The organism is Amycolatopsis sp. NPDC104819 (assembly GCF_055583145.1).
Genome location: NZ_JBVJON010000021.1, coordinates 2,974 through 28,892 on the forward strand (window position 1 = coordinate 2,974; position 25,919 = coordinate 28,892).

Below are 25,919 nucleotides of genomic sequence, written 5' to 3' on the forward strand. Positions count from 1 at the left end.
TTATGCTTTCTCCCCCCTCCCCCCCCCCTCCTTTTTTTTTTTTTTTCTCTCCCCCCCCCCCCCCCCCCCCCCCCCCCCCCCCCGGCCGCGGCAGACCTCAGAGCTTGACCGGGTACACCGGCTCGGGGATCTCCGGCTTGATCCGGTGCTCGACGAAGATGCCGTGCCACAGCATGAACACGATCAGCGCCCACAGCTGGCGGCTGCGGTCCAGCTGGCCCGCCTTGTGCTCCTCCAGCAGCGCCAGGATCGCCTTCTTGTCCAGCAGCTCCTCGGTGCGCGAGTCACTGATGATCCCGCGCGCCCAGTCGTACATCTCGTTGCGCAACCACAGCCGGATCGGGACCGGGAAGCCGAGCTTGCGGCGGTTCAGCACGTGCGCCGGGATGATCTTGGCCAGGGCCTGGCGCAGCGCGTACTTCGTCGTGCCGTGCGCGAGCTTCTGGTCCAGCGGGATCGACGCCGCGACCTTGAACACTTCGGCGTCCAGGAACGGCACCCGCAGCTCCAGCGAGTTCGCCATGGTGACCTTGTCGGCCTTGACCAGGATGTCGCCGCGCAGCCACGTGTAGAGGTCGACGTGCTGCATGCGGGCTACCGGGTCCCAGCCGCGCGAGACGTCGTACCAGGGCGCCGTGACGTCCTTGAAGCCGATGCCTTCCTGGTACGTCTTCAGCACGTTCCGCAGCTGGTCGTCGCGGAAGTTGCGGGCGTTGCCGTAGTAGCGGTCCTCCAGCGGCAGCGCGCCGCGGCGCAGCAGGTCCTTGCCGCGGGTGCCCTCGGGGATCTTCGTCGACACCTTGCCGATCAGCTTCCGCATCCCGCCCGGGATCTTCTCGAACGGCGCCAGCGAGATCGGCTCGTTGTAGATCGTGTACCCGCCGAACAGCTCGTCCGCGCCCTCGCCGGACAGCACCGCCTTGACGTGCTTGCGGGCCTCGCGCGCGATGAACCACAGCGGCACGAGCGCCGGGTCGGCCACCGGGTCGTCGAGGTACCAGACGATGAGCGGCAGGACCTCCATCATCTCGTCCGCCGACACCGTGCGGACCACGTGCTTCACGCCGATCGCGGCGGCCGACTCGGCGGCGACGTCGACCTCGGAGTAGCCCTCGCGCTCGAACCCGGTGGTGAACGCGATGAGGTTCGGGTTGTGCTCCTTGGCCAGCGTTGCGGTGGCCGTGGAGTCGATGCCGCCGGAGAGGAAGGCGCCGACGGTGACGTCCGGGTCGGAGATCATGTGCTTGCCGACCGAGTCGCGCATCACATCGGCGATGCGCTCGTACAGCGCTTCGGCCTCAGCCGGCCCGTTGACCGGCTTCGTCGCGAACTCCGGGTGGAAGTAGCGGGTGAACTTCACCTCACCGGCCGGCACGACCTCGAACGACGTCCCGGACTCGACGCGGCGGATCGCGGTGTGCAGCGACTCCGGCTCGGGCACGTACTGCAGCACCAGGTAGTGCTGCAGGGCCGTGCGGTCCAGCTCCTGCGCGACGCCGAGGGTGTCCGACAGCTCCAGCAGGCTCTTTTTCTCGCTGGAGAACGCCACGCCGCCGGGGCCGGCCGAGTAGAACAGCGGCTTGATCCCGAACGGGTCGCGGGCACCGAAGACGCGCTTCTCCTGGGAGTCCCAGATCATGAAGGCGAACATGCCGCGCAGCCGCTTGACCCAGTCGGCGCCCAGGTAGTGGAAGCCGGCGACGATCGCTTCGCCGTCACCCTCGGTCTCGAACTTCGCGCCGTGCTTCTCCGCGAGCTCGGCGCGCAGCTCCAGGTAGTTGTAGATCTCGCCGTTGAAGTTCATCGTGTACCGGCCCGGCGCCTCCGGCGGGCCCCACACCAGCGGCTGGTGCGCGTGCTCGACGTCGATGAAGGCGAGCCGGTTGAAGCCGTAGACGACCTCGGCGTCGGCCCACGTGTCCTGCTCGTCGGGGCCGCGGTGGCGCTGGCAGCGCATGGCCGCGCCGACGGCGTCACGCGCGTTCGCCGCACCGGTCTCGGTCGCGCAGATCAGTCCAAGCAGGCCGCACACGGGTACTCACACACCTTCACGGGTCTTCGCGGGGCTGGGGAGCGCCCAGTATGCCGGGCGGGCCGTGGCGAGGACCACGCGCGTCGACGGTTACCCCTTGGTCAGCGGACTCCGCCAACTCGGCTAGGCTCCGGCCTGTCACAAAGATCTGTCGTAGGAGGCTCTGGGTGAAAGGGCGAGGCGCAGTGGGAAAACCCGAGCGCACCCTGGGGAAGCGGACTCTGCGCGTAGCCGCGCTGGCCGTGCTGGTCGCGTTGACCGCGACGGGCTGCTCCGGCGACGAGATCCTGCGGTTCGGCTGGCCGGTCGGTGTCACCGAGCAGGCGAACGACATGCGCAACCTGTGGACCTGGACCGTGGTCGCGGCGCTGGTCGTCGGCGTCATCGTCTGGGCGCTGATCTTCTGGACCGCGACGTTCCACCGCAAGAAGAAGACGGCCGACGGCGAGCCGGAGGAGCTGCCCCGGCAGTTCCAGTACAACATCCCGCTGGAGATCTTCACCGTCGTCGTCCCGACGATCATGGTCTGCGTCCTGTTCGTCTTCACCTCGATGACGGAGGGCAAGGTCCTGGCGAAGGTCGCGAACCCGGACGTCAAGGTCCAGGTCGTGGCGTTCCAGTGGAACTGGGAGTTCAAGTACGAGGACCCCAGCGCCGCGAAGCCCGACGGCAGCGGCCAGGTCAGCACGGTCGGCTCGTCCGGCGAGATCCCGCTGCTGGTGCTGCCGGTCGGCAAGACGATCCAGTACGACCTGCTCTCGACCGACGTCATCCACTCCTTCTGGGTGCCCGAGTTCCACTTCAAGCGGGACGTCTTCCCGAACCCGGACAAGAACAACCAGAACAGTTCCTTCCAGAACAAGATCGACCGCGAGGGCTCCTTCGTCGGCCGGTGCGCGGAACTGTGCGGCACCTACCACTCGGTGATGAACTTCGAGGTCCGCGCGCTGTCCCCGGACAAGTACGACGCGTACATCGCTCTGCGCAAGCAGGTGAACCCGGCCACCGGCCAGACGTTCACCGCGTCCGAAGCCCTCACGAAGATGAACTGCGGCGAGCTGTGCACCCCGCACGCGGTCACCACCCAGCCGTTCAACACCGACCGCACGGCGCGGACCGCGTCCAACTGACACGCAGCCACACAGGGAGTAGGAAAAAGACCCATGAAGGTCGAAGCGCGCATCTTCTTCATCGTGGCGGTCTTCGCCGTGCTCATGGCGGGCGTGTACTGGGTGTGGGCCGTGTGGGACAAGGACTTCGGCGGCAGGCCGGAGCCGGTCGGCATCGTCGCGCTGATCCTGACCGGCGGTCTGGCGTTCCTCGCCGGCAGCTACATGCAGTTCGTCTCCCGGCGCATCGAACCGCGCCCGGAAGACCACGAGGACGCCGAGATCAGCGACGGCGCCGGTGAGGTGGGCTTCTTCAGCCCGGGCAGCTACTGGCCGGTCAGCATGGCGGCCACCGCCGCGCTCGCCGCGCTGGCGCTGGCGTTCTTCCACATCTGGCTGCTGGTCATCGCGCTGGTCGCGCTGCTGATCACGATCGGCGGCCTGGTGTTCGAGTACCACACCGGACCGTCGCACCAGGACTGATCTGCAGAGACCGCACCGGCCGCCGCGCGCACGCGTGGCGGTCGGTTCCGCGTTCAGCCCCGGAACGCGGTCCGGTAGGACGACGGGCTGGTTCCGCGAAGCCGGGTGAACTGGTGCCGCAACGCCGCCGCCGACGCGTACCCGCACGCCGTCGCGATGTCCTCCACCGACAGCCGGCCCTCCTCCAGCAGCGACTGGGCGCGGTCCAGCCGTCGCTCGGTCAGCCAGCGGTGCGGGGTCGTGCCCGTCGCCGCCGAGAACCGGCGCAGGAACGTCCGCTCGCCCAGCCCGCTGCGGCGGGCCAGCTCCGCCACCGTGAACGGCTGGTCCAGTCGTCGTTCGACCCACTCCAGGGCCTCCGCCACGACCGCGTCGTCGGCCGCCGCCGTGGCCGGGACCGGGGCCTGGACGAACTGGGCCTGACCGCCGGCCCGGTGCGGGGCCGCGACCATCCGCCGGGCGAGCGTCGTGGCCGCCGCGACCCCGCGCAGCCGGCGCACGAGGTGCAGGCACAGGTCGACCGCCGCCACCGTGCCCGCGCTGGTCAGGATGCCGCCGTCGTCGGCGTACAACGCCTGCGGGTCGACCGAAGCCGCCGGGAAGCGGGCGCGGAACTCCGTCTCGTAGACCCAGTGGACCGTGCAGCGCCGGCCGTCGAGCAGCCCGGCGTAGCCGAGGGTGAACACCCCCGCGCAGAACCCCGCGACCCACGCCCCGCGGCCCGCCGCGTCCCGCAGGACGTCCAGCACCGGCTCGGGCGGGGGCGCCGTCCTGGGCGCGCACGTCGGCACGATCAGCAGGTCGGCCGAAGCTGCGAAGCCGAGGCTCCGCAGCCCGGACAGCCCGAACCCCGACCAGCTGCTCACCGCGGAGCCGTCCGGTGAGCAGACGCCGAAGTCCCAGCCCTCGATGCCGTCGGCGGCGCGGTCGGTGCCGAACACCTCGCACGCGACCCCCAGCTCGAACGGCGAAACGCGGTCGGCGAGCACCACCGCGACCCGGTTGACGTCCATGGCCGCCAGCATGTCACAAGTTTTGCGGTCATTGTCATCTCTGACACTGGTCGACGTCGGCGAGCCGGACGAACCTGGTCGGCATGATGAACTCCGAAACCCGCCCGCTGCTGCAGTGGTCGGCGGCGATGGCGATGTCCGGCACGATCGGCGCGGTTGTCCTCGAGAGCGGCGCGGCCGCCCCGGCCGTCGCGTTCGCGCGCTGCTTCGTCGGCGGGACGCTGCTGGTGCTCTGGTGCCTCTCCCGCGGCTGGCTGCAGGCCTGGCGGCCGTCGCGCCGCGACCTCGGGCTGGCCGTGCTGGGCGGGCTGTTCCTCGTCGGCAACTGGGTGCTGCTGTTCGCGTCCTACGCGCTCTCGTCGATCTCGGTCAGCACGGTCGTCTACCACACGCAGCCGCTGATCCTGGTCGGCCTGGCGGCTGCGTTCCTCGGCGAGAAGTTCGCCAAGAGCCACCTGGTCCGGGCCGGGATCGCGTTCGGCGGGGTCGCCTTGATCTCGCTGTCGGCGCACGGCGAGGACGGCAAGCCCGTGCAGCTCGCCGGGATCGGCCTGGCCCTCGGCGCGGCGCTGCTCTACGCCGGAGCGTCCTTCGTCGCGAAGCAGCTGAAGCACATCCGCCCGCACCTGCTCGCGGCCGTCCAGACGACGGTCGGCGCGGTCCTGCTCGCGCCGGTGCTGCTGGTGACGCCGCTGCCGTCGACGACGTCGGGACTGCTGTGGCTGGTGCTGCTCGGCACCGTGCACACGGCCCTGATGTACGTGCTCATCTACGCCAGCATCGGCAAGCTGCCCACCACGACCGTGGCCTTGCTGTCCTACGTCTACCCGGTGGTCGCGGTCCTGGTCGACATCGCCTTCTACGGCCACCGCCCGACGTGGCCGGAGGCGCTGGGCATGCTCGCGGTGCTCGCCGCCGCCCTGGCGCCCCAGCGGCGGCCGGCGCCCGTGACCGAGCCGCCGACACCGGTTCGCCAAGGCTGATCAGCGGAAGGCGATCCAGCGGTCCAGCAGCGCGGCCGCGGCGCCCGAGTCGATCGCCTCCGCGGCCCGGGTGAGGCCCGCGCGCAGATCGTCCTCCAGGGACCCCGAGAAGCCCGTGAACGCCGCCAGCGCCGCCGCCGCGTTGATCAGCACGGCGTCGCGGACCGGGCCCGCCTTGCCGGCCACCAGCGCGCGGACGACCTCGGCGTTCGCCGCCGCGTCCCCGCCGCGCAGGTCGTCGGCCGTCGCGCGGGGGACACCCAGGTCGGCCGGGTCGAGGGTGCGCTCGGTGACCGTGCCGCCCGAGACCTGCCAGACCGACGTCGTGGTGGTCGTGGTGATCTCGTCGAGGCCGTCGTCGCCGCGCACGACCAGGGCCGTCGTGCCGCGCCGGGCGAACACCTCGGCCAGCACGCGGGTCTTGTCCGGGTACGCGCAGCCGATCAGCGCGCTGCCCGGCTGGGCCGGGTTGGTCAGCGGGCCGAGCAGGTTGAACGTCGTCGGCACGCCGAGCTCGCTGCGCACCGGGCCGGCGTGGCGCAGTGCCGGGTGGAACGCCGAGGCCAGGAAGAACCCGACGCCGACCTCGGTGAGGCTGCGCTGGACGTCTTCCGGCGGCAGCGAGATCTGCACCCCGAGCGTCTCCAGGACGTCGGCCGCGCCGGACTTCGACGACGCGCTGCGGTTGCCGTGCTTGGCCACCGGCGCGCCCGCCGCGGCCGTGACGATCGTCGCCATCGTCGAGATGTTGACCGAGTTCGAGCCGTCACCGCCGGTGCCGACGATGTCGACGGCCGGGCGGTCCAGTTCGACGCGGCGCGCGTGCGCCAGCATCGTCGCGGCCATGCCGGCGATCTCCGCGGGCGTCTCGCCCTTGGCGCGCAGCGCGACCGCGAACCCGGCGATCCGGGCCGGGCTCGCCGCGCCGCCCATGATCTGGTCCATCGCCCACGCCGTGTCGTCCTCGGACAGGTCGACACGGGCGATGAGCTGCTTGAGCAGCGGCGGCCAGGTGCGGGGGACCGGGGTGGCCACCGGGCTCAGCCGTTCACGACGGGGACCCGTCGCAGCACGTCGGCGACGGTCTCCGCGGCGGTCAGCGGGTCGAGCGGGTGCACCAGCACGGCGTCCGCCTGCGACCAGGTGGCCAGCCACCGGTCGTCCTTCCGCCGCACGGAAACCACGATCGGGGGACATTCGGCGATCTCGGCCTTCAGCTGCCGGCAGAGGCCGATGCCGCCGGTCGGCTGCGCTTCGCCGTCGAAGATCGCGAGGTCGACGTTGCCCGCGTCGACCTCGGACAGCACGTCGGCGATCCCGGCCGCCTCGATGTAGGTCACGCGGCCGAGATCGGCGGCGGGCCGCCGGCCGACCGCGTTCACGATCGCCTCGCGCACCTCCGCCTTGTGGCTGAACACCAGAACCCGCATCGACTGCTCGGCCATTGAGCGCGCCTCCGTCTTCGTCACCAGCTTGCCGGCTCGATCGTATCGGCCGAGACCGACATCACGCGGTCGGCTCCGGCTGGAGCGCGTCCCAGCCGAGCGCGTCGCCGCCCAGCCGCTGCGCGAGGCCGGCCATCCGAGACCGTTCCTGGGCGCAGTGGAGCGCGTCGAGCACCTGGACGCGCACCGCGAGCACCCGCGTCAGCTCCCCGTCGGGTGACTCTTCTCGCAGCTCGTAGCCGTCCTGGGCGAGGATCGACGCCGCCTCGGCCAGCCGGCCCGGCGGGAGCAGCAGGTGGTGCCGCAGGACGGCCGGTGCCCTGCTGACCCAGTCAGGTGAACCGGCGAGCACGGCGGAGTCCGCGACGACCGGGTCGAAGGCCTCGGCGACGATCTTCAACCCGGGTGTTCCGGGCGTCAGACCGGCGGTTTCGCCCTTCTTGACCAGGTCACGCAGCCGGTCGAGTAAACCCATGAGTAGCTCTCACCTTTCCGCCGTGCCGGTTTCGGGGAGTGTGATCGGCTCCGCACGCGACTTGCCGTGGACCCACCCGGCGGGACGACGGTGCGGGAGGACATAATGCGACGCGTGACAACGGCAGCTCCCACCATCAGTCAGCGGGTCCACTCGCTGAACCGGCCGAACATGGTCAGTGTCGGCACCATCGTGTGGCTGTCCAGCGAGCTGATGTTCTTCGCCGGACTGTTCGCGATGTTCTTCACCGTCAAAGCGCAGAACGCCGTCGGCGAGACTTGGCCGCCGCGTCTGCACGGCGAAGAGTTCCACCTCAACGTGGCGTACGCGATCCCGTTCACGGTGATCCTCGTGCTGTCCTCGCTGACCTGCCAGTTCGGGGTGTTCGCCGCCGAACGCGGCGACGTCTACGGCCTGCGCCGCTGGTACATCGTCACGTTGATCATGGGCGCCATCTTCGTCGGCGGCCAGGCCAACGAGTACCACAACCTGGTCGAAGAGGGGTTGACGATCCCGTCCGGCCCGTTCGGCACGGTCTTCTACCTCGCCACCGGGTTCCACGGCCTGCACGTCATCGGCGGGCTCATCGCCTTCGTGTACCTGCTCATCCGCACGAAACTGAGCAAGTTCACGCCCGCCCAGGCCACGTCGGCGATCGTCGTGTCCTACTACTGGCACTTCGTCGACATCGTGTGGGTCGGCCTCTTCGGTGTGATCTACCTCCTTCCGTAGGTCCGCCCAGCCGCCACCACCTTCACCATCGGCCTGAACTGACAGCAAGGGTTGCCGCAAGATGACCACCAGCACCAAGTCCTCGGAGCGCCGCTACCGCGCGCGGTCGAAGCTGCGGAGGCGGTTCGCCGGCCTGCTCGCGCTCGGTATCGCGCTGGTGGGCGCCGGCGCCCTGTACGCCGTGTTCGCCCCCGAGCCGCAGACCGCGCAGGCCCAGGGCACGCCGGCGCAGCTGCGCCTCGGCGAGCAGACCTACAACAACACCTGCATCGCGTGCCACGGCGCGAACCTCGAAGGCGTGCAGGACCGCGGCCCGAGCCTGATCGGCATCGGCGACGCCGCGGTGTACTTCCAGACCTCTTCGGGCCGCATGCCCGCCGCGCGCCAGGAGGCGCAGGTCGAGCGGAAGCCGCCGAAGCTGACCGAGGCCCAGATCGACGCGGTCGGCGCCTACATCCAGGCGCACGGCGGCGGCGTGCAGCGTCCCGCGGAGAAGGGCGAGGCCCTGCGCGGGTCCGACCCGGCCCGCGGTGGCGAGCTGTTCCGCCTCAACTGCGCGTCGTGCCACAACTTCACCGGCCGCGGCGGCGCGCTGTCGGCGGGCAAGTACGCGCCGAACCTGGACCCGGCCAGCGAAGAGCAGATCTACACGGCCATGCTCACCGGCCCCCAGAACATGCCGAAGTTCTCCGACCGGCAGCTGTCGCCGGAGGAGAAGAAGGACATCGTCGCCTACGTGAAGTCGGTGTCCGACGGCAACAATGACCCGGGTGGTAGCGGCCTCGGCGGGGTCGGCCCCGCTTCGGAGGGCGTCATCGCCTTTATCGTCGGGATCGCCGCGCTGATCGGCGTGACGTTGTGGATTGGATCGAAGGCATGAGTGCCGAGGGGCCTAAGCCGCCGTCCGAGGCGGAGCTGGCTGAGATGGACCGGGACCAGCTGGTCAAGCTGGGCGGCGCGCTCGACGGTGTCGAGATCGTTGAGTACCCGACGCCGTGGCCCGTGGAGGGCACCCGCGCGGAGAAGCGGGCCGAGCGCCTGGTGGCGTTCTGGTTCGGCCTGTCCGCGCTGGCCGGGCTCGGGTTCGTCGTCTCGCTCATCTGGTGGCCGTGGCAGTACGAGGCGCCGGACAACGAGAGCGGCCACTTCTGGTACAGCCTCTACACCCCGATGCTCGGCATCACGCTCGGCCTGGCCATCCTCGGCCTGGGCATCGGCGTGATCCTGTACACGAAGAAGTTCGTGCCCGCCGAGGTCGCGGTGCAGCAGCGCGGTGACGGCGAGGGCAAGGGGTCGGCCGAGGTCGACCGCCAGACGTTCATCGCGCACCTGGCCGACGCCGGCAACCGCAGCACCATCGCCCGCCGGTCGCTGATCAAGCGCTCGGCGATCGCCGGGGCCGGCACGCTGGGCCTCGCGGCCGCCGCGCTGCCGCTGGCGTCCTTCATCAAGAACCCGTGGAAGGACACCGAGGGCCGCGATTCGCTGTGGCACACCGGCTGGCAGCCGAACTTCCCGGGCGAGAAGGTCTACCTGCGCCGCAACACCGGCAAGCCGCTGGAAGAGGGCGAGAAGGTCAGCCTGGTCAAGGCCGAGGACCTCGACGCCGGCGCGATGGAGACGGTGTTCCCGTACCGCGACTCCGAGAAGGACAAGCCGGAGCTGCTCGCCGCGGCGCTGACCAGGGTCGACAACCCGGTCATGCTGATCCGCCTCCGCCCGACCGACGCCGCCAAGGTCGTCAAGCGGGCCGGCCAGGAAGACTACAACTTCGGCGACTACTACGCGTACACGAAGATCTGCAGCCACGTCGGTTGCCCGACCTCCCTGTACGAGCAGCGGACCAACCGCATCCTCTGCCCGTGCCACCAGTCGCAGTTCGACGCGCTCCACTACGCCAAGCCGATCTTCGGCCCGGCGACCCGTCCGCTGGCGCAACTACCGATCACAGTGGACGAAGAGGGATACTTGATCGCGCGAGGCGATTTCAACGAGGCCATCGGTCCGGCCTTTTGGGAGCGTAAGTCATGAGTTCACTCACCACGCCGACCAAGGGGTCGAGCCCGGTCGAGAAGGCGCTGGGCACCGCCGCGAACGACGCGGACCAGCGCTACCACGCGGCCAAGGGCCTGCGGCACCAGATGAACAAGGTCTTCCCGACGCACTGGTCGTTCCTGCTCGGCGAGATCGCGCTCTACAGCTTCATCATCCTGCTGCTCACCGGTGTGTACCTGACGCTGTTCTTCGACCCCTCCATGCAGGAGGTCGTCTACCACGGCAGCTTCAAGAACATGCAGGGCCTGGAGATGTCCCAGGCGTTCCGCACGACGCTGGACATCTCCTTCGACGTCCGCGGTGGCCTGTTCATGCGGCAGCTGCACCACTGGGCGGCGCTGATCTTCGTCGCGTCGATGGCCGTGCACATGCTGCGGATCTTCTTCACCGGCGCGTTCCGGCGTCCGCGTGAGGCCAACTGGGTGATCGGTGGTCTGCTGCTGATCCTCGGCTGCTTCGAGGGCTTCTTCGGGTATTCGCTGCCGGACGACCTGCTCTCGGGCACCGGTATCCGGGCGACGCTGTCGGGCATCGTGCTGTCGGTGCCGGTGGCCGGCACCTGGATCCACTGGGCGCTGTTCGGTGGGGAGTTCCCCGGTGACCAGATCATCCCGCGGCTGTACACGCTGCACATCCTGCTGCTGCCGGGCATCATGCTCGCGCTGGTCGGGGCGCACCTGGCGCTGGTCTGGTACCAGAAGCACACCCAGTTCCCGGGGGTGCGGCGCAAGGAGACCAACGTCGTCGGCGTCCGGATCATGCCGTACTTCGCGCTCAAGGGCGGGGCGTTCTTCACCCTGGTCATCGGCGTGCTGGCGCTCATGTCGGGGCTGTTCCAGATCAACCCGGTGTGGAACTTCGGCCCGTACAACCCGGCGCAGGTTTCGGCGGGCTCCCAGCCCGACTGGTACATGGCCTGGGCGGACGGCATGCTCCGGATCTGGCCCGCGTGGGAGGTCTACCTCGGGAACTACACGATCCCGGCGGTGTTCTTCCCCGGCGCGGTCGGCATGCCGATCCTGTTCGGCCTGTTCCTGACCTACCCGTTCCTCGAGCGGAAGCTGTCCAAGGACACCGCGCACCACAACCTGCTCCAGCGGCCCCGGGACGTCCCGGTCCGCACGGCGCTGGGCGCGATGGCGCTGGGCTTCTTCATGGTCATCGAGCTGTCGGGCTTCAACGACATCATCGCCGACCAGTTCGACATCTCGCTGAACGCGACGACCTGGGCGGGCCGCATCGGCGTCCTGCTCGTGCCGCCGATCGCCTACTACCTCACCTACCGGCTCTGCCTGGGCCTGCAGCGGGCCGACCGCGAGGTGCTGGAGCACGGCGTCGAGACGGGCATCATCAAGCGGCTGCCGCACGGTGAGTTCATCGAGATCCACCAGCCGCTCGCCGGCGTCGACAGCCACGGCCACGCGATCCCGCTCGAGTACCAGGGCGCGTCCGTGCCGAAGAAGATGAACAAGCTGGGCTCGGCCGGTCAGGCCGTCCCGGGCACGTTCTGGTCGCCGGACCCGGCCGAGGAGACCGCCGCGCTGCAGCGGGCCCACGGCAACGGGCACGGCAATGGCCACTCGAACGGCCACTCGAACGGCAACGGGCAGCACGGCGAGATCGAGAGCGTCGAGACCGCCAAGGGCTCGGACCACTAGTTCCCGCACACGACGAAGGCCACCTCCGGAAGTCCCCGGGGGTGGCCTTTGTCGTGTGCGGGTTCAGCCGCTGCGCGCGCGATTCCCCCTCGGCCGGCCCTGGCACCCCACAGGCGTGTCCCGGCCGTCTGAGGGCAGCTGAGGGCCTCGGTCAGTCTTCGGCGCCGATCGCGAAGGCCTGCTCGGTGTCGGCGCGCGAGTACGACCGGAACGCGATGTGCGTGACGGTGTCGAGCACCCCCGGCACCTTCCCGATCCGGCCGGGGATCAGGTCGGCGAGGTCCTCGTGCGCGGACACCTTCACGGTGGCGATGAGGTCGACGTCCCCGGCGCACGAGTAGACCTCGCCGACCCCGTCGATGTCGGCGATCGCCTGCGCCGCGTCCGGGATCGACTCCGCCTCTACCTGGATCAACACGATCGCGGTGATCACCTGGGTCCTCCAAGACTCGTCTGCGGGTGTCGCAGGCGATCCTAGGCGGCGGTGTTCGCCAGCCAGGGCGCGGTCACCGGTGATCGTGACGCGCTCCGCCGGCAGCCGCCGGGTGAGGACCAGCAGCAGGTCCTGGACGGGCCCGGTCACCGTGACGTCGGCGCGGCTCGTCTCCCGGGTCCACCGGACCCCACCGGGTTCGCGGGTGATCAGCCAACCGGTGCCGTGCTCCGGGGCGAGCTGGAGGGTCTGGCCGGTGCCGTGCAGCTCGGTGAAGCCCGGCCGGACAGCACCTCCAGCCACTCGCTGATCGCGTCGGCCGCCAGGTCCGGGGCCACTCCGACGGCGGTTCCGGTGGTGAGCGCCGCGTCGGCGTTCGGGCACCTCCGCGCCAGCTCGGCAGTGCTCCCCGTCTCCTCAGCTCACGTGCTCCAGGGAATGCGCCTCCGCCACCAGATCCAGCCACCCTCGCCACCCGGCCACGGCAGTCGGCTCCGCCCACGGCCGTGTGGTGCGCACCAGCCGCACCCCCGGCCGAGCCAGCCAGCGCAGCAGCACCCCCACCTCCTCCGGCGGCGCCCCGTGCAGCGGCCCAGGCTCGGGCAGCACTGTCTCCGCCGAAGCCACCAACGCCTCCACCACCGGCATCGGCGGCACCCCGCGACGCGCCACTCCCGCCGAAGCCAGCCGCCCGTACCTGATCACCGCCAGCTCCCAGCCACCCCCGCCGTCCGGGCCTGCCGCGATCAGCTCGCCGATCGATGCCAGTGACCCCTGCCGGTGCGCCCTTCCCAACGCCCGGATCAGCCCCGCCAGCTCGTCCCGGTGCCGGGCCGCCTGCTCGAAGTGGCGGCCCTCCGCCAGACGCTCCACCAGCGCGGCCGCCGTGTGCAGCGGGCGGCCGTCCGAGCCCGCGATGAGCCCCGACACCGACTCCACCGCCGGGACGTACGCCTCCACGCTCTGCCGCCCCGCGCACGGCGCTCCGCACCGGCCCAGCTCCGCCAGGACGCACGGGGTCCCGTTCGCCGTGCGGGGGGAGATCCGCTGGGTGCACGTCCGCAGTCCCGACGCGCCCGCCAGCGTGTCGGCGGTCGCGCGGGCGTCGGCCTGGTTGCGGAACGGACCCAGCACCCCCGGCCGCGGCAGCCGGACCACCGACAGGCGGGGGAACGCCTCCTCCGTCAGCCCGATCCACCAGCCCTGGTGCCGGTTCTTCGACCGCCGGTTGTACGCGGGCCGGTGCGCCGCGATCAGCCGCAGCTCGCGGACCTCCGCCTCCAGCGAATGCGCGCACTCCACGTGGTCCACGCGCTCGGCCAGCGCGACCATCTCCCGGATCCGGCTGCGCCCCTCCGAGCCGGTGAAGTACGTCCGCACGCGCCGCCGGAGGTCCTTCGCCGTGCCGACGTACAGGACCTCCTCCTTCGGCCCCTTGAACAGGTAGACGCCCGGGGCCGACGGCAGGTCCGCCGCCAGGTGGCGCTTCGCGCGCTGGGCGACCGTCACCTCCGGGAGGTAGCTCATCAGCTCCTCGAGCGAATGCACCCCGAGGTTGCCGACGCGCTCCAGCAGGCCGTGCAGCACGTCGACGGTCGCGCGCGCGTCGTCCAGGGCCCGGTGGGTCGGGCGGGTCCGCGCGCCGAACAGCATCGCCAGCGCCGTCAGGTTGTAGCGGCCCACCTCGTCGCGCGGGACGACCCGCCGGGCCAGCCGGACCGTGCACACCACCGTCGCCTTCGGCCAGGCGTAGCCGTGTCCTTCGCACGCCGCCCGCATGTGGGACGTGTCGAACCCCGAGTTGTGCGCCACCAGCACCGCACCCCCGATGAACTCGAGGAACGCCGGCAGCACCTCCTCGATCGGCGGCGCGTCGTAGACCATCAGCTGCGTGATGCCCGTCAGCGAGACGATCTGCGGCGGGATCGGCATCCCCGGGTTCACCAGGGTCGCGAACTCGCCGAGCACCTCACCGCCGCGGACCTTCACCGCGCCGATCTCCGTGATGCCGCTCGGCCCGGGCGGGGCCCCGGTCGTCTCCAGGTCGAACACGACGAAAGTGGTGTCCCGCAAGGGAGTTCCGAGCTCGTCGAACGCGAGCTGTGCCTGGACCGAACGCATGTGCGAGACAGTAGAGGCGACCACCGACAGTTTCGGGCCGGGCACGCGCTACGAGTGGCGCGCGGGGCGGGATGCGGGGGCGGGGCCTACCCTGGACCAATGCACCCGCAGCCGCTCGTGCCGGAGCCGCCCGGGGACCCCGTGGGTCCCTCGGGGGTCGCGCCGCGCCCGGAGCCGGCCGACGGCCCGGTCCTCGACGGCGAGGGCGGGCACCCCGAGCCCGCCACCTGGCCGGCCCTGCCCGAACCCGTCCGCGACCGCATCGCCGAGCTGGCCGCGGCCGCCGTCGCGAAGCTGCCCGCCACCGACGTCCCGCGCCAGCTGCGGCCGGTCGCCAAGTTCGCCCCGGCCAAACGGGCCAAGCTCGGCGGCGGCGCCCTGCTCACCTCGCTCGGCGAGTCTTCGCAGTTCCGGACCGCCGTCATCGAGTGGCTGCGCGAGCACCGCACGGACGCCCTCGACCCCAACGCCGGTGACTCCGTCGCCGCCGCGGCCGCCGCGGTCCTGCTCGGGGAGTCCGGCGCCGCCGGGCGCGTCCGGCTGGTCGCGAAGAACGCCGAGGAGAACGCGCTGCGCGCCGAGCGGGACGCCGCGCTCGCCCGCACCCAGCGCCTCGAAGCCGAGCTCGCCCAGGTCCGCGCCGAGCTCACGGAGGCCAAGCAGGTCGCCGAAAGCGCCCGGGGCGAGCGCGAAGGTGAAGTCGATAAACTTTTGAAGCGACTTCGCGAACAGGGCGTCCAGCTCCGCCAGGCCAAGGACGCGGCCCAGGCGGCCGCCACCGAGGCCGACCGCGGCAGCGCCGTCCACGTCGAGGAGATCGCGGCCCTCACCGCGCAGCTCGGCCGCGAACGCCAGCGCGTCGCGAACGAACGCGCCCGCGCCGAACGAGCCGTCGCCGACGCCGAGATCGCCCGGCAGTCCGCGCGCGAAGCCCGCGAAGCCGACGAAGTCCGCCTCGCCCTGCTGGTCGACACGATCGACGGCGCGGTCACCGGCCTTCGCCGCGAGCTCGCGCTCGGCGCCCGCGGAGCCCGGCCGGCGGACATGGTCCGCGGCGCCAGCGCCGGCACCGGTCAGGGCGGCAAGATCGCCGACGTGTCCACCCTGGATCGTTACCTCGCGCTGCCCAACGTGCACCTGATCGTCGACGGCTACAACGTCACGAAGACCGGCTACCCCGAGCTCGCGCTGGCCGACCAGCGCGACCGGCTGATCCACCAGCTGTCCGCGCTGGCCGCCCGCACCTCGGCCGAGGTGACGGTCGTCTTCGACGGCGCCGGTGTGCTCTCGGTCCCGGCTTCGGTGCCCCGCGGGGTGCGGGTGCTGTTCTCCGACCGCGGGGTCCTCGCCGACGACGTGATCCGCAACCTCGTCGCGGCCGAGCCCGCCGGCCGGCCCATGGTGGTGGCCACTTCGGACCGTGCCGTGGCGGACTCGGTCCGCGGCGGCGGGGCCCACCCGACGCCGTCCGCGGTGCTGGTCAACCGCCTCAGCCGGGTCTGACCGCCGGAAACTGTCGGTGGTGGCGCCTACCGTCCTCCTCGAAGCAGTTCCGACGTGAGGAGGACCACATGGCCGACACCCCCGAGCTGTCCGAAGTGGACGTCTCGCACATTTCGGTTTCCGACATCGAGAACGTCGTGGTCGACTGCGACCGCTGCGTCGTGCGCGGCATCTCCTGCCACGACTGCGTCGTGAGCGTGCTGCTCGGCGCGCCGCCCGCCGTCGTGTGGGACGCCGACGAGCGCCGCGCCGTGGACGCGCTGGCCGAGGCGGGGATGGTGCCGCGGCTGCGCCTGGTCGAGGGACCGGTCGGGTGGACCGCCTGACACGCCCGTTTCGTGTCGGCGCGCCGAATGGTCGATCGGATCGGGTGAACGGTAGGTAGTCGAAACGGTCTCCGGAGAAACCCCAGCGTGTAACGCCCGTCACAGCATTTCTCCCTCGCTGGTCCGATGGTGTTTCGGGGCGCTACGCAGAGTTTTTGGCCGGGGGGTGGTGGACGCGGTGGCGGTCTTTTCGTAACCTGTCCGAGATCTCGTGGCCCCCGGCCGTCGAACCAGGCGGCGACGCGAGATCGCCGCCGGACGCAGCTTTGTCGGGAAGCTGGGAACCGGAACCACCCATCGCGCGCTTCACCTGTTGCGGGAGAACGCGTGCGGGCGGCGGGACAAGCGGCGAAGAGGAACCCCCGGCCTCTTCGAGCCCCGGTCCCCGACGGCGGCCGAGACGCAAAGGAGACCCGCGCGACCGTGCAGTCGCATCCAGTCAGGCGCGTGGTGTCAGGTGCCCTCGCGGCGGCTTCGGTGATCACCCTCGTCACCCTCGCCCAGCCGACGGCCACCGCCGCCCCAGTCCCCGTCCTCCAGGCCCCGCCCACCGGCTCGGACGCCCTTGCCCAGTACCGCGACCTCGCGGCGCAGGCCGAGAAGCTCAACGAAGACCTGCTCAAGGCCCAGGACGACCTGAAGGCCAAGCAGGGCGAGCTCGACAAGGCCACCAACGACGTCAACGCGGCGAAGGGCCTGGCCACCCAGGCGAGTGAGAACCAGAAGAAGTACCAGACCGAGGTCGACAAGTTCGCCGGCGCGTCGTTCACCAGCGGCGTCCAGCTGAACAAGCTCTCGGCCCTGCTGGCCGGCACGTCCACGCAGGACTTCCTGGACCGCTCTTCGGCGCTCGAGGTCATCGCGACCGAGAAGAACGGCGCGATGGGCAACCTCACCGGCGCCGTCCGCCAGGCCACCGATGCCACGAACAAGGCCACCGACGCGGCGAAGCGGGCGACCGACGCCCGTGACGCGGCGGCGAAGCTGACCGAAGACATCAAGGCCAAGCAGAAGACGCTCAACGACCAGATCGACCAGCTCAAGGCGGCCAACAAGAGCCTGAGCGCCCTCGACAAGGCCTCGCAGCGCGACACCGGCTCGGCGCCTCCCGGGCTCGCGGCCCCCACCGCGGCCGCTCAGAAGGCCCTCGACGCGGCGCTGAGCAAGCTCGGCAGCCCGTACGGCTGGGGCGACACCGGGCCCAGCTCGTTCGACTGCTCCGGCCTGATGCTGTGGGCCTACAAGCAGGCCGGTCTCACCCTGCCGCGGTCGAGCCGCGAGCAGTCCACCTTCGGCGCCGCGGTGCCGCGGGACCAGCTGCAGCCGGGCGACCTCGTGTTCTACTACACGCCCGTTTCGCACGTCGGCATGTACGTCGGCAACGGCAAGATGGTGCACGCGCCCGACACCGGTGACGTCGTGAAGATTTCGCCGCTGCAGAGCCAGTACGCGGGAGCACGTCGCCCGACTTCGTGACCCTCGCAGCATTTCGCAGGGGCGGTACCGCACACGCGGTGCCGCCCCTGCGGCGTTTACCGGGGCAGCTAGCCTCTGGGGCGTGCTCAAGACCCTCCTCGTGACCAACGACTTCCCGCCGCGGCCCGGGGGGATCCAGAACTACCTGAACTCCCTCGCCACCCGGCTGCCGGCGGACGACCTGGTCGTCTACGCGCCGTCGTGGGAGTCGCGGACGGGGTCGCACGAGGAGTTCGACGCCGAAGCGCCGTTCGAGGTCGTCCGGCACCCGACGTCGCTGATGCTGCCGACGCCGGACGTGCTTCGCCGGGCGAAGCAGATCATGCGCGCGCGGGACTGCGAAGCCGTCTGGTTCGGCGCTGCCGCGCCACTGGCGCTGCTGGGGCACTCCCTGCGCCAGGCGGGCGCGAGGCGCGTCGTGGCGTCCACGCACGGCCACGAAGTCGGCTGGTCGATGCTCCCGGGCTCACGCCAGGCCTTGCGGCGCATCGGCGACACCGTGGACGTCGTCACCTACGTCAGCCGCTACACCCGCGGCCGGTTCGCCGCCGCGTTCGGCCCGATGGCGGGGCTGGAGCTGCTGCCGTCCGGAGTGGACCCCGAGATGTACAAACCGGATCCCGCCGGCCGCGCGGAAATCCGCGCCCGCCACGGCCTCGGGGACCGCCCGACCGTCGTGTGCGTGTCCCGGCTGGTCCCGCGCAAGGGCCAGGACCAGCTGATCCGGGCGCTGCCGGCCATCCGCCGCCGGGTCCCCGACGCGGCGCTGCTCATCGTCGGCGGCGGCCCATACCGCAAGACGCTCGCCGGGCTGGTCACCGAGCTGGGCCTGGAACGCGACGTCGTGCTCACCGGATCGGTCCCGTGGGCGGAGCTGCCGGCGCACTACGCCGCGGGGGACGTCTTCGCGATGCCGGCCCGCACCCGCGGCAAGGGCCTCGACGTCGAGGGGCTCGGCATCGTCTACCTGGAGGCCTCGGCGACCGGCCTGCCGGTGGTGGCGGGCAACTCCGGCGGCGCGCCCGAGGCGGTGCTCGACGAGGTCACCGGGCACGTGGTCGAGGGCCGGGACGTCGGCCAGCTCGGCGAAACCGTCGCGAGCCTGCTCGCGGACCCCGTGCGCGCGCGCCGGATGGGCGCGGCGGGCCGGGAGTGGGTGACCGCGAACTGGCGGTGGGACGTCATGGCCGCGCGGCTGTCCGGGCTGCTGGACGGCGACCCGGTGGCCGTCGTCCGCTAAGGCGTGTAGAGCGCCGGGTGCCGCGGATCGTCGACGCGGACGACGACGTCGGCGAGCGAGCTCGGGTCCACCTCCTCCTCGTAGCGCTCGTACGCCGGGAGCGCCCAGGCGTCCGGCACGCGGCGGCGCAGGGCGGCGGGGGAGAGCCACAGGTGCACGGCCAGGTCGAAGGCCAGGCCGGCGCCCAGCAGCAGCTCACCGTCGAGGAGCACGACGCCGCCTTCGGGGACCGGCACGCGCTCGGCCCGGGTCGCGCGGTCGCGCCCGGCGTCCCACAGCGAGGGCAGGACCTCGCCGGAACCGCCGTCGGCCAGCGGTTCGAGCACTTCGCGGCGGAGGGCGCCGAGGTCGAGCCAGTCGGTGTAGCGGGCGTCGGGGTTGGTGCGGCCGTGCTCGAAACGCAGGGACGCGGGGCGCAGGAAATCGCCGGCGGACACCCGCAGGGTCGCGTGGCCGCGCAGGCGCAGCGGGTCGACCAGGGCGTTCGCGAGTTCTGTGGTTTCCGTCGCACCCGCCGCGCCGTCGACGGCGACGGCGATCCGGCGCCGCCCGGTGAGCGCGTCGACGCGTTCGGTCAGTTCTTCGGCCAGGACGGCGGGGGAGATCGGGCGGTAGCGCACGGTTCCCGATCCTGCACCCGGACCGGGGACGGTTTCCGTCGTACCCCGGTGGGAGGATGGCGGCATGACTTCTTCAGTGGGGAAGACGGCCGATGTCGGTTGGGAGATAGGCGTTTCACGCACCGTGCCGTACCCGGGCGCGGACGTCTGGGACTTCCTGGTCAGCCGCGAGGGGGTCGCGATCTGGCTCGGTCCCGGGGTCGAGCTGCCGCGGGAGAAGGGCGCGGAGTACGAGACGGCGAACGGCACGGTCGGCGAGATCCGCAGCTTCGTCGAGGGTGACCGGGTGCGGCTCACCTGGCGGCCGAGCGACTGGGACCACGACTCGACCGTGCAGGTGCGGCTGAGCGCGTCGGGCGTCAAGACCAAGCTCGTCTTCCACCAGGAATGGCTTGCGGACGCGGAAGAGCGCGAGGAACAGCGGGCATACTGGCAGGACGTGACCGAGCGCGTGGTGGCGGCACTCGCCGAGCGCTGAGGCGGACTTCATGGGGGCGGGATGACGAGCTTCGAAATCGCGGAGGACTTCGCGCAGGACGCGCACTTGTTCGCGGAGCTGCTGCGCGCGGGCGGCCCGGTGCGCCGGGCCCGGATGCCCCGCGGCCTGGACTGCTTCATCGTCACGGACTTCGCGCAGGCGCGGGCGCTGCTCGCGGATCCCCGGCTGCAGAAGAACAGCGCGCGGGCCCGTGAGCTGTTCCTGGCCAAGCTGCCGCCCGGCGAGCTGGAGCAGGGCGGGCTGGCGCCGGACCTCAGCTTCCACATGCTCAACTCCGACCCGCCGGACCACACGCGGCTGCGCAAGCTGGTGAACAAGGCGTTCACGGCGCGCACCGTCGCCCGGCTGCGGCCGCGGGTCGAGGAGATCACCGCGCAGCTGCTCGACGGGCTGGCCGGGCAGGAGCGGGCGGACCTGCTGCCGTCGTTCGCCGCGCCGTTGCCGATCACGGTGATCTGCGAGCTGCTGGGCGTGCGCGCGGAGGACCGGAACGACTTCTCGGCCTGGTCGAAGACGTTGCTGAGCTCGTCGGCGCCGCAGGACGCGCAGCACGCGGCGCAGAGCATGTTCGCCTACCTCACGGCCCTCATCGCGCAGAAGCGCGCCGAGCCGGCCGACGACCTGCTGTCGGACCTGGTGCACGCGACCGACGACGGTGACTCGCTGTCCGAGCCGGAGCTGGTCTCGATGGCGTTCCTGCTGCTGGTCGCCGGGCACGAGACCACGGTCAACCTGATCGCCAACGGCGTGCTGGCGCTGCTGCGCGAGCCGGAGCAGCTCGCCCGGCTGCGCGCCGAGCCGGAGCTGCTGCCCAACGCGGTCGAGGAGCTCCTCCGCTTCGACGGCCCGATCCACCTGGCCACGCTGCGGTTCACGGCGGAGCCGGTCGAGGTCGGCGACGTGACGATCCCGGAAGGCGAGTTCGTGCTCGTCTCGCTGCTGGGCGCGAACCGGGACGCCGAGCGCTACCCGGAGCCGGACCGGCTGGACATCACGCGCGCGGCGGGCGGGCACCTGGCCTTCGGGCACGGCATCCACTACTGCGTCGGCGCGCCGCTGGCCCGGCTGGAGGCGGAGATCGCGCTGGGCGGGCTGCTGGCCCGGTTCCCGGACCTGGCGCTGGACGCGAAACCGGACGAGCTGGTCTACCGGAAGAGTTCGCTGGTGCACGGACTGGAGGCGCTGCCCGTCCGGCTGTGACGCGCTTCACCCGGTAGCGGCCGGGAGGCTCCGTTGACGGTCCCGGCGACGGCGGCCGGTTACGACTTCCGGGGCGCCGCCGTCGTCGGAGGTGGGCCGTTCCCGCCGGGGGACCGGTCACCGTCGAGTACACGGTCACGAACGACGGCGAGACCGCCTACGTGGCCGGGGGCGTCGTCGACCAGCAGGGCGGCACGCGGTTCCGGGTGGACTCGGGCTGGGGTGACCTGGGCCCGGCGGGTACTTCCAGGCCGGGGAGACCCGCGAGTTCATGCTGACCGGCGGCTTTGTCACGCCGTACGAGGGCGACTCGCGGGTCCGGCTTTGCGGCTGAACGGGACCGAGACCCGGGGGAGACCCGGACGTTCGAGGTGCCCGGCACGGTCACCGAACGCGCCGGCCGGATCGTCACCGAGACCGGCGAAGGCCTGCCCGGAGAACCCGTGACGGCCACCGACATCGACACCGGCCGGGCGCTCACCGCGACGACCGGCGCCGAGGGGACCCTCACCATCGCCGGGCCTACCGGCTGTCGGTGGCCGGTCCGTGGGTGCTGGTGGGGGACCGGCAGGTGTACGTCGTTTCGGAGGCCATGAACCAGAACGGCTGGGTGTTCACGAGGCAGCCGGCCTCAGCGGGTTAGGGTCGGCGGATGGACTCCGCCGACCTTCTCGCGCTCGACGCCCAGCACGTGTGGCACCCCTACGCGCCGATGCCGGCGAAGGTGCCTTCGCTGCTGGTGACCGAGGCGAGCGGGGTGCGGCTGAAGCTCGCCGACGGCCGGGAGCTGGTCGACGGGATGTCGTCGTGGTGGTCGGCGATCCACGGGTACCGGCACCCGGTCCTCGACGCCGCCCTCACCGCCCAGGCCGGCCGGATGAGCCACGTCATGTTCGGCGGCCTCACCCACGAACCGGCGATCACGCTGGCGAAGACGCTCGTCGACCTGACGCCGGACGGGCTGGAGCACGTGTTCCTCTGCGACTCCGGCTCGGTGTCGGTCGAGGTCGCGGCGAAGATGTGCCTGCAGTACCAGCGTTCCCGCGGGCTGCCGGAGAAGCGCCGGCTGCTGACCTGGCGCGGCGGTTACCACGGTGACACGTTCACGCCGATGAGCGTGTGCGACCCCGAGGGCGGCATGCACTCGCTGTGGCGCGGCGTGCTGCCGGAGCAGGTTTTCGTGCCGATGCCGCCGGCCGGCTTCGACACGCCGCCGGATCAGTCCTATGTGGACACTCTGGCCGAGGCGATCGCCCGGCACGCCGGGGAGCTGGCCGCGGTGATCGTCGAGCCGGTCGTGCAGGGCGCCGGTGGCATGCGCTTCCACCACCCGGCGTACCTGCGCGCGCTGCGGGAGCTGACCGAGGCTCACGGCGTGCTGCTGATCTTCGACGAGATCGCGACCGGGTTCGGCCGCACCGGCGCGCTGTTCGCCGCGGAGCACGCGGGCGTCACGCCGGACGTGCTCTGCCTCGGCAAGGCCCTCACCGGTGGCTACCTGAGCATGGCCGCGACGCTGTGCACCCCGGAGGTCGCGGCCGGCATCTCGCGCGGGGAGCTGCCGGTGCTCGCGCACGGCCCGACGTTCATGGGCAACCCGCTCGCCTCGGCGATCGCCAACGCGTCGCTGGGCCTGCTCGCCGACGGCGGCTGGCAGCACGACGTCACGCGCATCGAGAAGGCTCTGCTGGACGGCCTCGCGCCGGCGCGCGACCTGGGTCCGGTGGCCGACGTCCGGGTGCTCGGCGGGATCGGCGTCCTGCAGCTCGACCACCCGGTGGACATGGCGGTGGCGACGGAGGTCGTCACGGAGCACGGCGCGTGGCTGCGCCCGTTCCGCGACCTCGTTTACACGATGCCGCCGTACGTCGCGACCGACGACGACCTCGCCGTGATCACCCGCGCGATGCTTGCGGTGGCGGAAAAGGCGTGAATTCAGCACATCGGGTGTGACCACGGGCACAGCGAGACCCGAAGGTCCCTCATCGTCGCTGTCCGTGCCGGAGCAAGATCCACACCACGCGATAGGCGGAGCCGCGTCGCGCGGCTTTCACCTGAAATGCCCGCCGGTCCCCACCGATCCGTACCGCGGCAAACGCGAGAAATGCTTGCGTAGCGGACTTTTTGCGGCGTTTCGGCGATCCTGCCCCCATGATCGAGATCGTTCGTGGTGAACACGACACCGGACCGCCGAAGCCCCCGAACCTCCTGGAGAACCTCAAGCACGACCTCCCGGCCTCCGTGGTCGTCTTCCTCGTCGCCGTCCCCCTGTCCCTCGGCGTGGCCTTCGCCGCCGGGGCGCCGTTGCTCTCGGGCCTGATCTCCGCCGTCGTCGGCGGGCTGGTCGCGAGTCTCTTCGGCGGATCGCCGCTGCAGGTCAGCGGGCCGTCCGCCGCCCTCACCGTGGTGCTGGCCGACACGATCGCCACCCACGGCTGGCCGGTCACCTGCGCGATCACGGTCGCCGCCGGCCTGCTCCAGATCCTCTTCGGGCTCACCCGCCTCGCCCGCGCCGCGCTCGCGGTGTCCCCCGCGATCGTGCACGGCCTGCTCGCCGGCATCGGCGTGACGCTGGTGCTCGGCCAGCTCCACGTGGTGCTCGGCGGGTCGGCGCAGGGCTCCGCGCCGGCCAACGTCCTCGCGCTGCCCGGCCAGATCGCCGCCCACCACGACCAGGCGGTGCTCGTCGGCGTGGTCACCCTCGCGGTGCTGCTGGTGTGGCCACGGCTTCCGCGTGTCGTCCGCCGCGTGCCCGCACCGCTGGCCGCGGTCGCGCTCGGCACCGGCCTGGCCGTCGCGGCCGGCCTGACCCTGCCGCGGGTCGACCTCCCCGCCGGGCTGCCGGCCCTGCACGTCGTCCCGCAGCTGCCGGACGGCGGCTGGGCCGGGTTCGCCACCGCCGCGCTCACCATCGCGCTGATCGCCGGTCTGGAGAGCCTGCTTTCGGCGGTCTCGGTGGACAAGCTGCGCGGCGGCCCGCGCACCGACCTCGACCGCGAGCTCATCGGGCAGGGCGCGGCGAACGTCGCCGCCGGCGCGCTCGGCGGGTTCCCGGTCACCGGCGTCATCGTGCGCAGCATGACCAACTACGAGGCGGGCGCGCGCACCCGGATGTCGGCGATCCTGCACTGCGTCTGGATCCTCGTCGCGTGCCTGCTGCTCACCGGCGTGCTGCGGCTGATCCCGCTCGCCGCGCTGGCCGCGTTGCTGGTGTACGTCGGAGCGAAGCTCGTGAACCTCCATGGGCTCAAGGAGGTCCGCCGCCACGGCGACCTGCCCGTGTACGTCGTCACGCTGGCCGGCGCGGTCGCGGTCAACCTGCTCACCGGTGTCGCCGCGGGGATCCTGCTGGCGCTCGCGCTGATGCTGCGGCGGATGATCTTCTCCGGGATTCACGTCGAAAGGGAGAGCACCGAGAAGGACGGCGACCGCCACCGCGTGGTCATCGAAGGCGCGCTGACGTTCCTGTCCGTGCCGCGGCTGACCCGTGTGCTCGCCGACGTGCCCCCGCACGCCGACGTCCGGCTCGAGCTGCTGGTCGACTACCTCGACCACGCCGCGTTCGACTGCCTGCGCGGCTGGCAGCAGGCGCACGCCGGGCCGGTGACGGTCGACGAGATCGGGCACCCCTGGTACGAGCGCGGCGGCTCGAGCGCGCCGACCGTGCGCCGCAGTGTGGCCGCGCGGGTGGTGCCGCGGTGGCTCGCGCCGTGGTCGCAGTGGCAGGCCGAGCACGTGGTGCTGCCCGCTCAGCGCACGGCGAGCTCGCTGCTGTGCCGCGGCGCTTCGGAGTTCCAGCGCCGGACCGCGCCACTGCTGAGGGACACGTGGAGCGGGCTGGCGCACGGGCAGCAGCCGCACACGCTGTTCATCACCTGCGGCGACGCGCGGATCGTGCCCAACCTGATCACCACCAGCGGGCCGGGGGACCTGTTCACGGTGCGGAACATCGGCAACCTCGTGCCGCCGGCCGACGGCGACGACTCGTCGGTCGGCGCGGCGATCGAGTACGCCGTCGGGGTGCTCGGGGTCGCCGAGATCGTGGTGTGCGGGCATTCCGGCTGCGGTGCGATGAAGGCGCTGCTCGGCCGGGCGCCGGACGGGCTGGAGCAGCTCGGCAGCTGGCTGCGGCACGGTGAGGCGACGTTGCGGCGCCGGGCCCGCGAAGCGCCGTTGCTGCTCGGCGGTGAGCGGCCGGCCGCGGAGGCCGACCAGCTCGCGCTGCAGAACGTGGTGCAGCAGCTGGAAACCCTGCGCGGCTACCCGGTGGTCGCCGCGGCCCTGGCCCGCGGCGGCCTCCGGCTGACCGGGATGTACTTCGACGTCGGCGCCGCGCAAGTGTCCCTTTTGGACGATGCGGCCCGCGGGTTCGTCCCGGCGGGTGCGCTGGAGCACTGACCGGGGCGGTCTGCCGCGGCTGGTCGTGGGGGGGGGGGGGGGGTGGGTCCCCCCCCCCCCCCCCCCCCCCCCCCCCCCCCCCCCCCACCCCCCCCTTCCTCCCCGACCCCACCCCGCC

The 25,919-nt window shown here is 71.7% G+C and carries 23 protein-coding genes; 15 read left to right on the top strand and 8 right to left on the bottom strand.

Going from position 1 to position 25,919, the window contains the following annotated elements; all coding sequences use genetic code 11:
- Positions 1 to 97: 97 nt before the first annotated feature.
- Positions 98 to 2,032, bottom strand: coding sequence for an asparagine synthase (glutamine-hydrolyzing) (gene asnB / locus ACZ63E_RS42650; protein ID WP_465342019.1), 1,935 nt, complete (start codon positions 2,030 to 2,032; stop codon positions 98 to 100).
- Positions 2,033 to 2,217: 185 nt separating this feature from the next.
- Between asnB and ctaC the strand changes: the two genes are divergently transcribed.
- Positions 2,218 to 3,162: an aa3-type cytochrome oxidase subunit II gene (gene ctaC, locus ACZ63E_RS42655; RefSeq protein WP_465342020.1), complete on the top strand. Its 945-nt coding sequence runs from the start codon at positions 2,218 to 2,220 to the stop codon at positions 3,160 to 3,162.
- A gap of 33 nt (positions 3,163 to 3,195) precedes the next feature.
- On the top strand, positions 3,196 to 3,624 hold the full coding sequence (locus ACZ63E_RS42660) for a cytochrome c oxidase subunit 4 (protein ID WP_465308156.1): 429 nt from the start codon (positions 3,196 to 3,198) through the stop codon (positions 3,622 to 3,624).
- A gap of 53 nt (positions 3,625 to 3,677) precedes the next feature.
- Here ACZ63E_RS42660 and ACZ63E_RS42665 read toward each other — a convergent pair whose 3' ends face one another.
- Complete coding sequence (locus tag ACZ63E_RS42665) at positions 3,678 to 4,637, bottom strand: GlxA family transcriptional regulator (RefSeq protein ID WP_465342123.1); 960 nt, start codon at positions 4,635 to 4,637, stop codon at positions 3,678 to 3,680.
- A gap of 83 nt (positions 4,638 to 4,720) precedes the next feature.
- Here ACZ63E_RS42665 and ACZ63E_RS42670 point away from each other — a divergent pair, with 83 nt between their 5' ends.
- A complete protein-coding gene (locus tag ACZ63E_RS42670; RefSeq protein WP_465342021.1) occupies positions 4,721 to 5,620 on the top strand; it encodes a DMT family transporter in 900 nt (299 codons plus the stop codon).
- On the opposite strand, the gene trpD is transcribed toward ACZ63E_RS42670, so the two are convergent.
- The 3 genes from trpD to ACZ63E_RS42685 form a co-directional block, all read right to left on the bottom strand.
- Positions 5,621 to 6,655: an anthranilate phosphoribosyltransferase gene (trpD, locus tag ACZ63E_RS42675; RefSeq protein WP_465342022.1), complete on the bottom strand. Its 1,035-nt coding sequence runs from the start codon at positions 6,653 to 6,655 to the stop codon at positions 5,621 to 5,623. It lies immediately after the preceding gene.
- 5 nt (positions 6,656 to 6,660) lie between these two features.
- The gene (locus tag ACZ63E_RS42680) at positions 6,661 to 7,065 is read right to left on the bottom strand and encodes a hypothetical protein (RefSeq protein WP_465308292.1); all 405 of its coding nucleotides are present in this window, start codon (positions 7,063 to 7,065) and stop codon (positions 6,661 to 6,663) included.
- Between the two features lie 61 nt (positions 7,066 to 7,126).
- The gene (locus tag ACZ63E_RS42685; protein WP_465342023.1) at positions 7,127 to 7,540 is read right to left on the bottom strand and encodes a hypothetical protein; all 414 of its coding nucleotides are present in this window, start codon (positions 7,538 to 7,540) and stop codon (positions 7,127 to 7,129) included.
- A gap of 105 nt (positions 7,541 to 7,645) precedes the next feature.
- On the opposite strand from ACZ63E_RS42685, the gene ctaE reads away from it, so the two are divergent.
- The 4 genes from ctaE to qcrB all read left to right on the top strand — a co-directional run bounded on the left by ctaE (position 7,646) and on the right by qcrB (position 11,985).
- Positions 7,646 to 8,272 carry an aa3-type cytochrome oxidase subunit III gene (ctaE, locus tag ACZ63E_RS42690; protein WP_465342024.1) on the top strand — a complete coding sequence of 209 codons (627 nt, stop codon included), beginning with the start codon at positions 7,646 to 7,648 and terminating at the stop codon, positions 8,270 to 8,272.
- Positions 8,273 to 8,333: 61 nt separating this feature from the next.
- The gene (qcrC, locus tag ACZ63E_RS42695) at positions 8,334 to 9,152 is read left to right on the top strand and encodes a cytochrome bc1 complex diheme cytochrome c subunit (protein ID WP_465342025.1); all 819 of its coding nucleotides are present in this window, start codon (positions 8,334 to 8,336) and stop codon (positions 9,150 to 9,152) included.
- Positions 9,149 to 10,303: a cytochrome bc1 complex Rieske iron-sulfur subunit gene (gene qcrA / locus ACZ63E_RS42700; protein ID WP_465342026.1), complete on the top strand. Its 1,155-nt coding sequence runs from the start codon at positions 9,149 to 9,151 to the stop codon at positions 10,301 to 10,303. Before qcrC ends, qcrA begins: the two co-directional genes overlap by 4 nt.
- Positions 10,300 to 11,985: a cytochrome bc1 complex cytochrome b subunit gene (gene qcrB, locus ACZ63E_RS42705; protein ID WP_465342027.1), complete on the top strand. Its 1,686-nt coding sequence runs from the start codon at positions 10,300 to 10,302 to the stop codon at positions 11,983 to 11,985. Before qcrA ends, qcrB begins: the two co-directional genes overlap by 4 nt.
- A 151-nt stretch (positions 11,986 to 12,136) precedes the next feature.
- On the opposite strand, the gene ACZ63E_RS42710 is transcribed toward qcrB, so the two are convergent.
- Positions 12,137 to 12,418, bottom strand: a complete 282-nt coding sequence (locus tag ACZ63E_RS42710; protein WP_465342124.1) for an Lrp/AsnC family transcriptional regulator — start codon at positions 12,416 to 12,418, stop codon at positions 12,137 to 12,139.
- 417 nt (positions 12,419 to 12,835) lie between these two features.
- Positions 12,836 to 14,539 (bottom strand): DEDD exonuclease domain-containing protein, encoded by a 1,704-nt coding sequence (locus ACZ63E_RS42715; protein ID WP_465342028.1) that lies wholly within the window; start codon positions 14,537 to 14,539, stop codon positions 12,836 to 12,838.
- Positions 14,540 to 14,638: 99 nt separating this feature from the next.
- On the opposite strand from ACZ63E_RS42715, the gene ACZ63E_RS42720 reads away from it, so the two are divergent.
- From ACZ63E_RS42720 to ACZ63E_RS42735, 4 genes are all read left to right on the top strand, one after another.
- Entirely contained in the window at positions 14,639 to 16,042 is a 1,404-nt protein-coding gene (locus ACZ63E_RS42720; protein ID WP_465342029.1) for an NYN domain-containing protein, read from the top strand.
- A gap of 68 nt (positions 16,043 to 16,110) precedes the next feature.
- A complete protein-coding gene (locus tag ACZ63E_RS42725) occupies positions 16,111 to 16,368 on the top strand; it encodes a hypothetical protein (RefSeq protein WP_465308130.1) in 258 nt (85 codons plus the stop codon).
- Positions 16,369 to 16,791: 423 nt separating this feature from the next.
- Positions 16,792 to 17,844: a C40 family peptidase gene (locus tag ACZ63E_RS42730; protein WP_465342030.1), complete on the top strand. Its 1,053-nt coding sequence runs from the start codon at positions 16,792 to 16,794 to the stop codon at positions 17,842 to 17,844.
- An 82-nt stretch (positions 17,845 to 17,926) separates the two neighbouring features.
- Positions 17,927 to 19,084, top strand: a complete 1,158-nt coding sequence (locus tag ACZ63E_RS42735) for a glycosyltransferase family 4 protein (RefSeq protein WP_465342031.1) — start codon at positions 17,927 to 17,929, stop codon at positions 19,082 to 19,084.
- Here the strand turns inward: ACZ63E_RS42735 and ACZ63E_RS42740 are convergent.
- Positions 19,081 to 19,704, bottom strand: a complete 624-nt coding sequence (locus ACZ63E_RS42740) for a nucleoside/nucleotide kinase family protein (RefSeq protein ID WP_465308124.1) — start codon at positions 19,702 to 19,704, stop codon at positions 19,081 to 19,083. The genes ACZ63E_RS42735 and ACZ63E_RS42740 overlap by 4 nt on opposite strands.
- 64 nt (positions 19,705 to 19,768) lie before the next feature.
- Between ACZ63E_RS42740 and ACZ63E_RS42745 the strand changes: the two genes are divergently transcribed.
- The 4 genes from ACZ63E_RS42745 (at position 19,769) to ACZ63E_RS42760 (ending at position 25,801) form a co-directional block, all read left to right on the top strand.
- Positions 19,769 to 20,182: an SRPBCC family protein gene (locus ACZ63E_RS42745; RefSeq protein ID WP_465308123.1), complete on the top strand. Its 414-nt coding sequence runs from the start codon at positions 19,769 to 19,771 to the stop codon at positions 20,180 to 20,182.
- A 21-nt stretch (positions 20,183 to 20,203) separates the two neighbouring features.
- A complete protein-coding gene (locus tag ACZ63E_RS42750; protein ID WP_465342032.1) occupies positions 20,204 to 21,403 on the top strand; it encodes a cytochrome P450 family protein in 1,200 nt (399 codons plus the stop codon).
- 652 nt (positions 21,404 to 22,055) lie between these two features.
- Positions 22,056 to 23,336, top strand: a complete 1,281-nt coding sequence (locus ACZ63E_RS42755; RefSeq protein WP_465342034.1) for an adenosylmethionine--8-amino-7-oxononanoate transaminase — start codon at positions 22,056 to 22,058, stop codon at positions 23,334 to 23,336.
- Between the two features lie 218 nt (positions 23,337 to 23,554).
- On the top strand, positions 23,555 to 25,801 hold the full coding sequence (locus tag ACZ63E_RS42760) for a bifunctional SulP family inorganic anion transporter/carbonic anhydrase (RefSeq protein ID WP_465342035.1): 2,247 nt from the start codon (positions 23,555 to 23,557) through the stop codon (positions 25,799 to 25,801).
- Positions 25,802 to 25,919: the final 118 nt, after the last annotated feature.